Genomic DNA, 13,355 nt, shown 5'->3' with positions numbered 1-13,355 from the left:
TCTGACCGTACGGAGTGACCATGACGCGGTACGCATCGTCACGGCCAGACGGGCTTGGCCCTGAAAGCAGGGGGTAACCGACCGCAAAGGGACTGAGGAGCAGATGTCTGCCGAGAGCACGCCGGAATCCGGCATACCCGGGGAGTCCGGCACCAGCGTCCCGAGCGGCCGTGCGAAGGGCCGCCGCCGCAAGACGCGCAGTACGCGCCGCAAGGCACTCCTCGTCACGGCCTGGACCGCTGCGGGCATCGTCGTGCTGGGGGGCACGGGCGCCGGGATTCTCTACTTCAAGCTCAACAGCAACCTGAAGAACGTCGACATCAACCAGGCCCTGGGCACCGACCGGCCGAAGAAGGTCGACAACGGCTCGGAGAACATCCTGGTCCTGGGCTCCGACACGCGCTCCGGCAGCAACAAGAAGCTGGGTGGCGGCACCGACGACGGCAGCGCCCGCTCCGACACGGCGATGATCGTGCACGTGTACAAGGGGCACAAGAAGGCCAGCGTGGTCTCCATACCCCGCGACACCCTCGTCGAGCGGCCCTCGTGCACCGACAGCCAGGGCGTGACGCACGACGCGGCCTCTGTCGTGATGTTCAACTCCGCGTACTCCACCGGGGGCGCCGCCTGCGCGGTGAAGACCGTCGAGTCCATGACCGGTATCCGCATGGACCACTACCTCGAGGTCGACTTCAGCGGCTTCGAGAAGCTCATCGACGACCTGGGCGGTGTCACGGTCACCACGACCAAGGACATCAAGGACCCCGACAGCCACCTGAACCTGTCGGCCGGTACGCACACGCTCAACGGCAAGCAGGCGCTCGGCCTGGTCCGCACCCGGCACGGCGTCGGCGACGGCTCCGACCTCGGCCGCATCCAGCTCCAGCAGGCGTTCATCAAGGCCCTGGTCGACCAGGTCAAGCACATCGGCGTCCTGTCCAACCCGAAGAAGCTGTACGACCTCGCCGACACCGCGACCAAGGCCGTCACCACCGACTCCGAGATCGGTTCGGTCTCCGACCTGGCGTCCTTCGCCAACGGCCTCAAGGGCATCAGCTCCTCGAACATGCACATGGTGACGATGCCGGTCCAGTACGACGCCGCCAACGCCAACCGCGTCCTCGTCGACAAGGCCAAGTCCGAGCGGGTCTGGAAGGCGCTGAAGGACGACCTGCCGATCCCGAAGGCGGCCACCGAGGGCACGGCCACGGGCACCGCGAAGGGCGTCGTCAGCTCCGGCTGAGCGGCATGAGAACCCCCGGGGAATAGATCACCGCGCCCTCCGGTTTTGGGGGATGCGGTCAGTCCTGGCAGACTGGTACGTCGGCTCCGGTTCACGCTCCCGCAATCCGCGGCGGCGACCCGGCGCCCTCCCGAAACTAGGAGACACCTTGAAGCGCGACATCCACCCCGAGTACGTCGAGACGCAGGTCAGCTGCACCTGTGGCGCGTCGTTCACCACCCGTAGCACGATCTCCAGCGGTTCCATCCGCGCCGAGGTCTGCTCCGAGTGCCACCCGTTCTACACGGGCAAGCAGAAGATCCTCGACACCGGTGGCCGTGTGGCCCGCTTCGAGGCCCGCTTCGGCAAGGCTGCCGCTGCCAAGAAGTAGCGAGCCCACAGCGCCGGTCTCCGGTGCCCCCATGCCGGGGGTGCCGGGACCGGCGCTTTGCGGTGCAGCCCCTTCCCCCAAGCTCTCGCCTTCTCCCCCAGTGCCTTAAGGGCCTGGGAGGGACCCCCAGAGCAGGGGACCCCCATGCCGTACCTACGTCCCCGAGCCCACACTGGAGCTGGGGACAGTCCATTGGAGCCGGAGATGTTCGAGGCGGTCGAGGAACTCATCGGCGAGCACGCCGATCTGGAGAAGAAGCTCGCTGACCCGTCGGTCCACGCCGACCAGGCCAACGCGCGCAAGCTGAACAAGCGCTACGCCGAGCTGACCCCGATCGTCTCGACGTACCGCTCGTGGAAGCAGACCGGGGACGACATCGAGACGGCGAAGGAGCTCGCCGCCGACGACCCCGACTTCGCCGCCGAGGTCAAGGACCTGGAGAAGCAGCGCGAGGAGCTCACCGAGAAGCTCCGCCTGCTGCTGGTCCCGCGTGACCCCAGCGACGACAAGGACGTCATCCTCGAGATCAAGGCGGGCGCCGGCGGCGACGAGTCCGCCCTGTTCGCGGGCGACCTGCTGCGCATGTATCTGCGCTACGCCGAGCGCGTCGGCTGGAAGACCGAGATCATCGACTCCACCGAGTCCGAGCTCGGCGGCTACAAGGACGTCCAGGTCGCCGTGAAGACCAAGGGCGGCCAGGGTGCCACCGAGCCCGGCCAGGGCGTCTGGGCGCGCATGAAGTACGAGGGCGGGGTGCACCGCGTGCAGCGGGTGCCCTCGACCGAGTCGCAGGGCCGTATCCACACCTCCGCGGCCGGTGTGCTGGTCACGCCCGAGGCCGAGGAGGTCGACGTCGAGATCCACGCGAACGATCTGCGCATCGACGTGTACCGCTCGTCGGGCCCCGGTGGCCAGTCCGTCAACACGACCGACTCCGCAGTGCGCATCACGCACATTCCCACCGGAGTCGTCGCCTCCTGCCAGAACGAGAAGAGCCAGCTGCAGAACAAGGAGCAGGCGATGCGTATCCTGCGCTCCAGGCTCCTCGCCGCGGCGCAGGAGGAGGCGGAGCGGGAGGCCGCCGACGCCCGTCGCAGCCAGGTTCGTACTGTCGACCGCTCCGAGAAGATCCGTACGTACAACTTCCCGGAGAATCGCATCTCGGACCACCGCGTCGGCTTCAAGGCGTACAACTTGGACCAGGTGCTCGACGGGGAGCTCGACGCGGTCATCCAGGCTTGCGTCGACGCGGACTCGGCGGCCAAGCTCGCCGCCGCGTAAAGCCGTACCCGTAAAGCCGTACGACAACAGCTCAGCCCCGCGTACCCGTAAAGCCGTACGACAACAGCTCAGCCCCGGAGGACCAGCGTGAACCTGCTGCTCGCGGAAGTGGCCCAGGCCACCCAGCGGCTGGCCGACGCCGGCGTGCCCTCGCCGCGCAACGACGCGGAGGAGCTCGCCGCCTTCGTGCACGGCGTGAAGCGGGGCGAGCTGCACACGGTCAAGGACGCGGACTTCGACGCCCGCTACTGGGAGGTGACCGCGCGCCGCGAGGCCCGCGAGCCGCTCCAGCACATCACCGGGCGGGCCTACTTCCGCTATCTGGAACTCCAGGTCGGGCCCGGGGTGTTCGTCCCCCGGCCGGAGACCGAGTCCGTGGTCGGCTGGGCCATAGACGCCGTACGCGCGATGGACGTCGTCGAGCCGCTGATCGTCGACCTCTGCACCGGCTCGGGCGCCATCGCGCTCGCCCTGGCGCAGGAGGTCCCGCGCTCCCGTGTGCACGCCGTGGAGCTGTCCGAGGACGCCCTCCAGTGGACGCGCAAGAACGTCGAGGGGTCCAGGGTCGACTTGCGCCAGGGAGACGCCCTGGAGGCCTTCCCGGACCTCGACGGCCAGGTGGACCTGGTCATCTCCAACCCGCCGTACATCCCGCTCACGGAATGGGAGTACGTGGCGCCGGAGGCCCGGGACTACGATCCTCAACTCGCCCTGTTCTCGGGGGAGGACGGACTCGACCTCATCCGCGGCATCGAGCGCACCGCGCACCGGCTGCTCCGCCCCGGCGGCGTCGTCGTCATCGAGCACGCCGACACCCAGGGCGGGCAGGTGCCGTGGATCTTCACCGAGGAGCGGGGCTGGGCCGATGCGGCCGACCACCCGGACCTCAACAACCGGCCGCGGTTCGCGACCGCCCGCAAGGCGATGCCGTGAGTACGCGCATCGCGTTCCCCAGCCAGCAGTACGTGTACGAGGAGGCCCGCTAAATGGCACGGCGATACGACACCAACGACGCGACCGACCGCACCACCGGTCTGCGTGAGGCCGCGTCCGCCGTCCGCCGTGGCGAGCTGGTGGTCCTCCCGACCGACACCGTGTACGGCGTCGGCGCCGACGCGTTCTCCTCGGAGGCCGTCGCCGACCTCCTCGAAGCCAAGGGCCGGGGCCGCAACATGCCCACCCCCGTCCTGATCGGCTCCCCGAACACCCTGCACGGCCTCGTCACGGACTTCTCCGAGATGGCCTGGGAGCTCGTCGACGCCTTCTGGCCCGGCGCGCTCACGCTTGTCGCCAAGCACCAGCCGTCCCTGCAGTGGGACCTGGGGGACACCCGTGGCACCGTCGCCGTGCGCATGCCGCTGCACCCGGTGGCGATCGAACTGCTCACCGAGGTCGGCCCGATGGCCGTCTCCTCCGCGAACCTCACGGGACACCCGGCTCCCGAGGACTGTGACGCCGCGCAGGAGATGCTCGGCGACTCCATCTCGGTCTACCTGGACGGCGGCCCGACCCCGGGCATCGTCCCGTCCTCGATCGTCGATGTGACCGGCAAGGTACCCGTGCTGCTGCGCGAGGGGGCACTGTCGGCGGAGGAGCTCCGGAAGGTCGTACCCGACCTCGAGGTGGCGAATTGACAGCCCCTGACGCGGGGCGTGGCATAGGCACGGGGATCACGGGGGCCAATGGGTCCTCCAGGGGGTCCTTCCGCATCCTCCACGTCAGCACCGGCAACGTGTGCCGCTCGCCGATCACCGAGCGGCTGACCCGGCATGCCCTGGCGGACCGGCTCGGCGACCCCCTGTGGGGTGGCCTCATCGTGGAGAGCGCGGGCACCTGGGGGCACGAGGGGGCGCCCATGGAGGCCAACGCCGCGACGGTCCTCACGGACTTCGGCGCGGACCCGTCCGGCTTCGTCGGCCGCGAGCTCCTCGACGACCATGTCATCCGCGCCGATCTGGTCCTGACGGCCACCCGCGACCACCGGGCCCAGGTCATCTCCATGGGGCACTCGGCAGGGCTGCGCACCTTCACCCTGAAGGAGTTCACGCGGCTCGTACGGGCGATAGACACGGCGACGCTCCCGCCGCTGAACGAGGGTGTGATCGAGCGTGCCCGCGCGCTTGTCCAGGCTGCCGCGGCTCTACGCGGGTGGCTTCTCGCGCCCACCGCGGAGGCGGACGAGGTGTTCGACCCGTACGGGGCGCCGCTGCCGTTCTTCCGGTCGATCGGGGACGAGATCAACGAGGCGTTGGACCCTGTGGTGACCGCGCTGACCGGGGTGCCCGCGCGTACGTAGGCCGCCGCCGGGGTTTCCCCTGCACGGCACCCGGCGCCGCAGGCCGTGCCCGACCTCCCCGAGCCGTCGGCTTCTCCCCCAGTGCCTTAAGGGCCTGGGAGGGACCCCCAGAACAGGGGGACTCCCGTCGCCCTGCGGGACGATCGGCCGGAGCGGTACGGCCGCAACACCGGGCGCACCATGGGTCACCGGCCTACATTGGACGTAGCGCACCCCCCGCCGAGGTCCGGAGTCCACCATGCCGGTCACACAAACGCTGGAAGCGGATGCCCTGCGGCGCCAGGACCCGGAACTCGCCGAGATTCTCCTCGGGGAGCTGGACCGGCAGTCGACGACGCTGCAGCTGATCGCGGCCGAGAACTTCACCTCGCCGGCTGTGCTCACCGCGCTCGGGTCGCCGCTGGCGAACAAGTACGCCGAGGGGTATCCGGGCGCCCGTCATCACGGCGGCTGCGAGATCGTCGACGTCGCGGAGCGGCTCGCGGTGGACCGGGCCAAGGCCCTCTTCGGTGCCGACCACGCCAACGTGCAGTCGCACTCCGGGTCCTCGGCCGTTCTGGCCGCGTACGCCGCCCTGCTGCGCCCCGGTGACACCGTGTTGGCGATGGGCCTGTCCTTCGGCGGTCACCTCACCCACGGGTCGCCCGCCAATTTCTCGGGCCGCTGGTTCGACTTCGTCGGCTACGGCGTGGAGGCGGAAACCGGGCTCATCGACTACGAGCAGGTGCACACGCTCGCTCGTGCGCACCGCCCGAAAGCCATCGTCTGCGGGTCCATCTGCTACCCCCGGCACATCGACTACGCCGCCTTCCGGGAGATCGCCGACAGGGTGGGCGCCTATCTCATCGCGGACGCCGCCCACCCCATAGGGCTGGTCGCGGGTGGAGCGGCGCCCAATCCGGTGCCGTACGCGGATGTCGTGTGCGCGACGACACACAAGGTGCTGCGCGGGCCGCGCGGCGGCATGATCCTGTGCGGGAGCGAGCTGGCCGAGCGCGTCGACCGGGCCGTCTTCCCGTTCACCCAGGGCGGCGCGCAGATGCACACCATCGCCGCCAAGGCCGTCGCGTTCGGTGAGGCGGCAACACCGGCCTTCTCGGCGTATGCCCATCAGGTGGTCGCCAATGCCCGGGTGCTGGCCGATGAACTGGGCGACGAGGGCCTCGCGGTCATCACCGGAGGCACCGACACTCATCTGCTGACCGTCGACCCCGCGCCGCTCGGAGTCGACGGGCGGACCGCCCGGGGCCGGCTCGCGGCCGCCGGGATGGTGCTGGACTGCTGCGCGCTGCCCCACGGCGACGCCCGTGGCCTGCGGCTCGGTACGGCGGCGCTGACCACCCAGGGGATGGGCGAGGCGGAGATGGCGCGGATCGCCGTACTGCTCGCGGGGGTGCTGCGGGAGGACATCGAAGCCAAGAAAGCGCGTGAAGAAGTGCGGGAGCTCACCGGAAGATTTCCGCCCTATCCCGGCTAGAGAGGGGTAGGCGCGTCCTTGTGCACAGCCACTCGTGCAACCATCGTCGCTACCCGGAAGTCCCCAACCATATGCGCGCATCGCTAGGGTGTGGGGCTGAGATGGCCAGCGAGACCTGTGGGGAAGCCCGTGCGTGAATACCTGCTGACGCTCTGCGTCACGGCCGCGGTGACGTATCTGCTGACAGGGCCGGTACGGAAGTTCGCGATCGTGGCCGGAGCCATGCCGGAAATCCGTGCGCGCGACGTGCACCGGGAACCCACTCCACGGCTCGGCGGCATCGCGATGTTCTTCGGGCTGTGCGCGGGCCTGCTGGTCGCCGACCACCTGAAGAACCTCAACGCGGTGTTCTCGAATTCCAACGAGCCGCGCGCGCTGCTCTCCGGGGCGGCGCTGATCTGGCTGATCGGTGTCCTGGACGACAAGTTCGAGATCGACGCGCTGATCAAGCTGGGCGGCCAGATGATCGCCGCGGGCGTCATGGTCATGCAGGGTCTGACGATCCTGTGGCTGCCGATCCCCGGCGTCGGCCTGGTCGCGCTCACCCAGTGGCAGGGCACCCTGCTCACCGTCGCGCTCGTGGTGATCAGCATCAACGCGGTGAACTTCGTCGACGGCCTCGACGGGCTCGCCGCCGGCATGGTGTGCATCGCCTCCGCCGCGTCATTCCTGTACGCGTACCGCATCTGGTACAGCTACGGCATCGAGGCCGCCGCCCCGGCGACGCTGTTCGCGGCGATCCTCATGGGCATGTGCCTGGGCTTCCTGCCGCACAACATGCACCCCGCGCGGATCTTCATGGGCGACTCCGGCTCGATGCTCATCGGCCTGGTGCTCGCCGCCGGTGCGATCTCCATCACCGGCCAGGTCGATCCCGACGCGATGAACCTGTTCTCCGGTTCGGAGCGCAACACTGTGCACCAGATGGTGCCCGTCTACATCCCGCTGCTGCTGCCGTTGACGATCATCGCGGTGCCGGCCGCCGACCTGGTACTGGCCATCGTGCGGCGCACCTGGCGCGGACAGTCCCCCTTCGCCGCCGACCGCGGACATCTGCACCACCGTCTGCTGGAGGTCGGCCACTCGCACAGCCGCGCCGTGCTGATCATGTACTTCTGGTCGGCGCTGATCGCCTTCGGCGCCCTGGCCTTCTCGGTCAACTCGGCGTCCATGTGGATCGTGCTCGGCATCGCGGCGCTCAGCGCCGTGGGCCTGGTCCTGCTCCTGCTGCCGCGCTTCACGCCGCGCGCCCCGCGCTGGGCCGAGCACCTCGTGCCGCCGCGCTACCGCCGCCGCAGGGCCGCCTCCGCGGCCGAGGCCGAGCCGTCCGTCACACACGGGACGGCGGAGGCCGAGGAGCCGGAGGAGGCCCGCGAGCACCGCGCGCCGGTCGCGGCCGGTGTCTCAGGAGTCAACGGAGCGACGGCAATTGGTGCCCGTTCACGCTTCCTGGATCGGCGCAAAGCCGGATCGTCGCGCTGACGCAAGGTAAGAATCTGACTAACGCGTTGCCAAGTCGTGGGGGTGCAAAGCGCCCAAATACCAGACAACTTGGCGCGCTGGATGCACAGACGCGCGGCATCACTCTCATGTGTGACAGCAAGCACACCTTCTAGGTAAAGACCGCATCAAATAGTTTGTGATACGGTTCACGAGAACCCGGGACAGAGCCGAAGGACCGTAGTGCGACGGTCCCTTGGCGTGAGGTTCTCTCTCATCCCGGGACTACGCTCGTCCATGACGACACGCCCCCTTACAAGCGGAGTTGCCGCCATGCCGTCCAATGACGCCCGGATTCTCCTTCAGGCCGCTGTGCCCACAGCTGCCGTCGGCGCGATTGCCGCCGTCGTCAGTGGTGTGGTCGCGGGCGGCAAGGGAGCGATCGGGGCGATCGTCGCGACGCTGGTCGTGATCCTCTTCATGGGTATCGGGCTCTACGTTCTGCAGCGCACCGCCAAATCGCTTCCGCACCTGTTTCAGGCGATGGGCCTCATGCTCTACACGGCGCAGATTCTCCTGCTGTTCATCTTCGTCGCCGCGTTCAAGAACACCTCGCTGTTCAACCCCAAGGCCTTCGCGATCTCGCTCGTCGCCGCCACGCTCGCGTGGATCGGTGCGCAGGCGCGTGCCCAGATGAAGGCCAAGATCCTTTACGTCGAACCCGACTCCTCGAACGGCGACAAGCCCGAGAAGACGGGGCACTCGTCGTGAGGGGTAGGGCCGGGATAAAGGCGCGTAAGAGATCCTGCTATCGTCCGGTGCCAACTGCGGCATCGCGGGCGCGGGCATCTGAGCTGACGCCTGCTCAATCGCGAGGCTTGATGCCCCACAGCCGCCCCCACATCCGTAACACCAGTCCAGTGCCGAACCGCGGCTGCGCGCCGCGCCGACACAACGAGGTTGCCGTACCTATGCGCCACGCTGAAGGAGCCCGCGGTGAGTGCTGACCCGACGCAGGTGCTCGCCTTCGAGACCGATTGCCACATCTTCGACGGCTGTGGATTCCCGGCTCCCGGCCTGCACTCGTTCCTGTTCGAGCCCCTCTTGGGCGACGGGGACAGCAACTTGTACTTCAACAAGACGATGCTTCTGGCGCTGCTCGGCTCGATCATCGTTGTCGGCTTCTTCTGGGCCGCCTTCCGCAAGCCGAAGGTTGTCCCGGGCAAGCTGCAGATGGTCGCCGAGTCGGGCTACGACTTCATCCGTCGTGGCGTCGTCTACGAGACGATCGGCAAGAAGGAAGGCGAGAAGTACGTCCCGCTGGTCGTCTCGCTGTTCTTCTTCGTCTGGATGATGAACCTCTGGTCGATCGTGCCGATCGCCCAGTTCCCGGTCACGGCGATCATCTCGTATCCCGCGGTCCTCGCGTTGATCGTGTATGTCCTGTGGGTCTCGCTGACCTTCAAGCGACACGGGTTCGTCGGTGCGTTCAAGAACTTCACCGGCTACGACAAGACGCTGGGCCCGGTTCTCCCGCTGGCCATGTTCATCGAGTTCTTCTCGAACCTGCTCGTCCGGCCGTTCACGCATGCCGTGCGACTCTTCGCGAACATGTTCGCGGGCCACACGCTGCTGCTGCTCTTCACGATCGCCAGCTGGTACCTGCTGAACGGCATCGGGATCGCCTACGCCGGTGTCTCTTTCATCATGGTCATCGTGATGACGGCCTTCGAGCTCTTCATCCAGGCCCTGCAGGCGTATGTCTTCGTGCTCTTGACCTGCACTTTCATCCAGGGCGCGCTCGCTGAGCACCACTGAGCACACCCCTGCAAAACCCCCTAAGCGTCCGGTGGCCAACCCCCGCCGGTCCGTACAGAGAAGGAAGAATCAGCATGGCTGCCACTGAGACCCTCGCCGCCGTCTCCGGTTCGCTCGGCTCCATCGGCTACGGCCTCGCCGCCATCGGTCCTGGCGTCGGCGTCGGCATCATCTTCGGTAACGGCACCCAGGCTCTGGCCCGTCAGCCCGAGGCTGCCGGCCTGATCCGCGCCAACCAGATCCTTGGCTTCGCCTTCTGTGAGGCGCTCGCCCTCATCGGTCTGGTCATGCCGTTCGTCTACGGCAAGTGATCTGCGGATCCACGACAGCCCACTAGACGAAAGGCACTGATATGAGCCAGCTGCTCACTATCGCGGCTGCGGAGACGGAAAGTCCCCTCATTCCGCCGATCCCCGAGCTTGTCATCGGCCTGATCGCCTTCGTCATCGTCTTCGGCTTCCTCGCCAAGAAGCTCCTCCCGAACATCAACAAGGTTCTGGAGCAGCGTCGCGAGGCCATCGAGGGCGGTATCGAAAAGGCCGAGGCCGCTCAGACCGAGGCCCAGAGCGTTCTTGAGCAGTACAAGGCTCAGCTCGCCGAGGCCCGGCACGAGGCCGCGCGGCTGCGCCAGGAGGCGCAGGAGCAGGGCGCCACGCTCATCGCCGAGATGCGCGCGGAAGGCCAGCGGCAGCGTGAGGAGATCATCGCCGCCGGTCACGCGCAGATCGAGGTCGACCGCAGGACCGCCGCTCAGGCGCTGCGTCAGGACGTCGGCCACCTGGCCACCGACCTGGCCGGCAAGCTCGTCGGTGAGTCCCTCGAGGACCACGCCCGGCAGAGCCGCGTGATCGACCGCTTCCTCGCTGATCTCGAGGAGAAGGCCGAGGCGGCGCGATGAACGGAGCGAGCCGCGAGGCCCTGGCTTCCGCACGTAAGCGTCTCGACGCGCTGACGGACTCGACGTCCGTGGACGCGGCGCAGTTCGCCGACGAGCTGGCCGCCGTCACCGCGCTGCTCGACCGTGAGGTGTCCCTGCGTCGGGTCCTCACCGACCCGGCGCAGCCTGGCGAGGCCAAGGCCGAACTGGCCCAGCGCCTGCTCGGCGGTCAGGTCAGCGGTACGACCGCCGACCTGGTGGCCGGCATGGTGCGCTCCCGCTGGTCGCAGCCTCGCGACCTGGTGGACTCCCTCGAGGAGCTGGCCGCCACCGCCGACCTCACGGCCGCCCAGCGGACGAATGTGCTCGACGACGTGGAGGACGAGCTGTTCCGGTTCGGCCGGATCGTCTCTTCGGACACCGAGCTGCGTGCCGCGCTGACCGACCGCGCCGCCGCGAAGGCGGCCAAGAGCGAGCTGCTGCGCAGCCTGCTCGGCGGCCGGGCCGATGTGACGACCGAGCGTCTGGTGACGCGCCTTGTGACCGCGCCGCGTGGACGTAGCCTGGAGGCGGGACTCGAGTCCCTGTCCAAGCTCGCCGCCGAGCGCCGCAACCGCATGGTCGCCGTGGTCACGTCGGCGGTCGCGCTGAGTGACGGACAGAAGCAGCGCCTCGGTGCCGCTCTGGCGAAGCTCTACGGCCGTCAGATGCACCTCAACCTCGACGTCGACCCCGATGTCGTCGGCGGGATCCGGGTGCAGGTCGGCGAAGAGGTCATCAACGGCTCCCTCGCGGACCGACTCGAGGACGCCGCCCGCCGCATGGCGAGCTAGCAACTCCATAAGCAAGCAGTACGTACTTACGGCCCTGGTTGGGCCGTGCAGAGGATTCACCTCATTCAGGGGGGAGTCCCCATCCCCCCAAGTGAAACTTCGGGCCCAACAAGGAGAGCAGGGAACCCAGATGGCGGAGCTCACGATCCGGCCGGAGGAGATCCGGGACGCGCTGGAGAACTTTGTCCAGTCGTACAAGCCGGACGCGGCCTCGCGCGAGGAGGTCGGTACGGTCACCGTCGCCGGCGACGGTATCGCCAAGATCGAGGGTCTCCCCTCGGCCATGGCGAACGAGCTGCTGAAGTTCGAGGACGGAACCCTCGGTCTCGCGCTGAACCTGGAAGAGCGCGAGATCGGTGCGGTCGTCCTCGGCGAGTTCAGCGGCATCGAGGAGGGCCAGCCGGTGCAGCGCACCGGTGAGGTGCTGTCCGTCGCCGTGGGCGAGGGCTACCTCGGCCGCGTCGTCGACCCGCTCGGCAACCCGATCGACGGCCTCGGCGAGATCGAGACCACCGGCCGCCGCGCCCTCGAGCTGCAGGCCCCGGGCGTCATGGTCCGCAAGTCGGTGCACGAGCCGATGGAGACCGGCTACAAGGCCGTCGACGCGATGACCCCGATCGGCCGCGGCCAGCGTCAGCTGGTCATCGGCGACCGTCAGACCGGCAAGACCGCGCTGGCCGTCGACACGATCATCAACCAGCGCGACAACTGGCGCTCGGGCGACACGAAGAAGCAGGTCCGCTGCATCTACGTCGCCATCGGTCAGAAGGGTTCGACCATCGCCTCCGTGCGTGGCGCCCTCGAAGAGGCCGGCGCGCTGGAGTACACGACCATCGTCGCCGCCCCGGCGTCCGACCCGGCCGGCTTCAAGTACCTGGCGCCGTACACCGGTTCGGCCATCGGTCAGCAGTGGATGTACGAGGGCAAGCACGTCCTCATCATCTTCGACGACCTCTCGAAGCAGGCCGACGCCTACCGCGCCGTGTCCCTGCTGCTGCGCCGCCCGCCGGGCCGCGAGGCCTACCCCGGTGACGTCTTCTACCTGCACTCCCGTCTGCTGGAGCGCTGCGCGAAGCTCTCCGACGACATGGGCGCCGGTTCGATGACGGGTCTGCCGATCGTCGAGACCAAGGCGAACGACGTGTCGGCGTTCATCCCGACCAACGTCATCTCCATCACCGACGGCCAGTGCTTCCTGGAGTCCGACCTGTTCAACGCCGGCCAGCGTCCGGCCCTGAACGTCGGTATCTCGGTCTCCCGCGTCGGTGGCTCCGCCCAGCACAAGGCGATGCGCCAGGTGTCCGGCCGACTCCGTCTCGACCTCGCCCAGTACCGCGAGCTGGAGGCGTTCGCCGCCTTCGGTTCCGACCTGGACGCCGCGTCGAAGTCCCAGCTGGAGCGCGGTCAGCGACTGGTCGAGCTGCTCAAGCAGCCTCAGTACCAGCCGATGCCGACCGAGGACCAGGTCGTCTCCGTGTGGGCCGGTACCACCGGCAAGATGGACGACGTACCGGTCTCCGACGTCCGCCGCTTCGAGAAGGAGCTCCTGGAGTACCTGCACCGCAAGGAGCAGGGCCTCATGACCTCCATCAAGGAGGGCGCGAAGATGTCGGACGACACCCTCACCGCCATCGCGGACGCCATCGCGGACTTCAAGAAGCAGTTCGAGACCTCGGACGGCAAGCTTCTCGGCGAAGACGTTCCGGCCGCGGCCAAGTGA

Annotated in this window: 14 protein-coding genes; all 14 read left to right on the top strand. The window is 68.3% G+C overall.

The genetic code is table 11. The annotated features are described in order from the left end of the window. The first annotated feature begins 103 nt into the window (after positions 1 to 103). The 14 genes from IEY95_RS29380 (at position 104) to atpA (ending at position 13,355) form a co-directional block, all read left to right on the top strand. Positions 104 to 1,243: an LCP family protein gene (locus IEY95_RS29380; protein WP_189189186.1), complete on the top strand. Its 1,140-nt coding sequence runs from the start codon at positions 104 to 106 to the stop codon at positions 1,241 to 1,243. A 148-nt stretch (positions 1,244 to 1,391) separates the two neighbouring features. Continuing rightward, complete coding sequence (gene rpmE / locus IEY95_RS29375) at positions 1,392 to 1,613, top strand: 50S ribosomal protein L31 (protein ID WP_033323852.1); 222 nt, start codon at positions 1,392 to 1,394, stop codon at positions 1,611 to 1,613. A 204-nt stretch (positions 1,614 to 1,817) separates the two neighbouring features. Continuing rightward, positions 1,818 to 2,894, top strand: coding sequence for a peptide chain release factor 1 (gene prfA / locus IEY95_RS29370; protein WP_189189185.1), 1,077 nt, complete (start codon positions 1,818 to 1,820; stop codon positions 2,892 to 2,894). Between the two features lie 87 nt (positions 2,895 to 2,981). Further along, positions 2,982 to 3,827, top strand: coding sequence for a peptide chain release factor N(5)-glutamine methyltransferase (gene prmC, locus IEY95_RS29365; RefSeq protein ID WP_189189184.1), 846 nt, complete (start codon positions 2,982 to 2,984; stop codon positions 3,825 to 3,827). A 53-nt stretch (positions 3,828 to 3,880) separates the two neighbouring features. Then, a complete protein-coding gene (locus IEY95_RS29360; protein WP_189189183.1) occupies positions 3,881 to 4,528 on the top strand; it encodes an L-threonylcarbamoyladenylate synthase in 648 nt (215 codons plus the stop codon). Beyond that, a complete protein-coding gene (locus IEY95_RS29355) occupies positions 4,525 to 5,190 on the top strand; it encodes an arsenate reductase/protein-tyrosine-phosphatase family protein (protein ID WP_189189182.1) in 666 nt (221 codons plus the stop codon). Before IEY95_RS29360 ends, IEY95_RS29355 begins: the two co-directional genes overlap by 4 nt. Before the next feature lie 238 nt (positions 5,191 to 5,428). Further along, complete coding sequence (gene glyA / locus IEY95_RS29350) at positions 5,429 to 6,667, top strand: serine hydroxymethyltransferase (protein ID WP_189189181.1); 1,239 nt, start codon at positions 5,429 to 5,431, stop codon at positions 6,665 to 6,667. A gap of 129 nt (positions 6,668 to 6,796) precedes the next feature. Continuing rightward, positions 6,797 to 8,149 carry an MraY family glycosyltransferase gene (locus IEY95_RS29345; RefSeq protein WP_189189180.1) on the top strand — a complete coding sequence of 451 codons (1,353 nt, stop codon included), beginning with the start codon at positions 6,797 to 6,799 and terminating at the stop codon, positions 8,147 to 8,149. 291 nt (positions 8,150 to 8,440) lie between these two features. Continuing rightward, positions 8,441 to 8,878: a Cg1360 family ATP-synthase-associated protein gene (locus IEY95_RS29340; RefSeq protein WP_189189179.1), complete on the top strand. Its 438-nt coding sequence runs from the start codon at positions 8,441 to 8,443 to the stop codon at positions 8,876 to 8,878. 225 nt (positions 8,879 to 9,103) lie between these two features. After that, positions 9,104 to 9,925, top strand: coding sequence for a F0F1 ATP synthase subunit A (gene atpB / locus IEY95_RS29335; protein ID WP_189189178.1), 822 nt, complete (start codon positions 9,104 to 9,106; stop codon positions 9,923 to 9,925). A 74-nt stretch (positions 9,926 to 9,999) separates the two neighbouring features. Next, complete coding sequence (locus IEY95_RS29330) at positions 10,000 to 10,236, top strand: ATP synthase subunit C-like protein (protein ID WP_019060721.1); 237 nt, start codon at positions 10,000 to 10,002, stop codon at positions 10,234 to 10,236. A gap of 41 nt (positions 10,237 to 10,277) precedes the next feature. Continuing rightward, positions 10,278 to 10,823 carry a F0F1 ATP synthase subunit B gene (locus IEY95_RS29325; protein WP_189189177.1) on the top strand — a complete coding sequence of 182 codons (546 nt, stop codon included), beginning with the start codon at positions 10,278 to 10,280 and terminating at the stop codon, positions 10,821 to 10,823. Beyond that, positions 10,820 to 11,635: a F0F1 ATP synthase subunit delta gene (locus IEY95_RS29320; RefSeq protein WP_189189176.1), complete on the top strand. Its 816-nt coding sequence runs from the start codon at positions 10,820 to 10,822 to the stop codon at positions 11,633 to 11,635. The genes IEY95_RS29325 and IEY95_RS29320 overlap by 4 nt, the downstream gene beginning before the upstream one ends. A gap of 130 nt (positions 11,636 to 11,765) precedes the next feature. Next, on the top strand, positions 11,766 to 13,355 hold the full coding sequence (gene atpA / locus IEY95_RS29315; RefSeq protein WP_189189175.1) for a F0F1 ATP synthase subunit alpha: 1,590 nt from the start codon (positions 11,766 to 11,768) through the stop codon (positions 13,353 to 13,355).

It is taken from the genome of Streptomyces albiflavescens (assembly GCF_014645835.1).
Taxonomy (GTDB): domain Bacteria; phylum Actinomycetota; class Actinomycetes; order Streptomycetales; family Streptomycetaceae; genus Streptomyces; species Streptomyces albiflavescens.
This window is presented reverse-complemented; position numbering and strand designations above follow the sequence as displayed.

Coding starts and splice junctions, on each gene's coding strand:
- IEY95_RS29320 (WP_189189176.1), top strand. CDS start 10,820: ATGAACGGAGCGAGCCGCGAGGCCCTGGCTTCCGCACGTAAGCGTCTC.
- prfA (WP_189189185.1), top strand. CDS start 1,818: ATGTTCGAGGCGGTCGAGGAACTCATCGGCGAGCACGCCGATCTGGAG.
- glyA (WP_189189181.1), top strand. CDS start 5,429: ATGCCGGTCACACAAACGCTGGAAGCGGATGCCCTGCGGCGCCAGGAC.
- IEY95_RS29380 (WP_189189186.1), top strand. CDS start 104: ATGTCTGCCGAGAGCACGCCGGAATCCGGCATACCCGGGGAGTCCGGC.
- IEY95_RS29330 (WP_019060721.1), top strand. CDS start 10,000: ATGGCTGCCACTGAGACCCTCGCCGCCGTCTCCGGTTCGCTCGGCTCC.
- IEY95_RS29325 (WP_189189177.1), top strand. CDS start 10,278: ATGAGCCAGCTGCTCACTATCGCGGCTGCGGAGACGGAAAGTCCCCTC.
- IEY95_RS29360 (WP_189189183.1), top strand. CDS start 3,881: ATGGCACGGCGATACGACACCAACGACGCGACCGACCGCACCACCGGT.
- IEY95_RS29340 (WP_189189179.1), top strand. CDS start 8,441: ATGCCGTCCAATGACGCCCGGATTCTCCTTCAGGCCGCTGTGCCCACA.
- atpA (WP_189189175.1), top strand. CDS start 11,766: ATGGCGGAGCTCACGATCCGGCCGGAGGAGATCCGGGACGCGCTGGAG.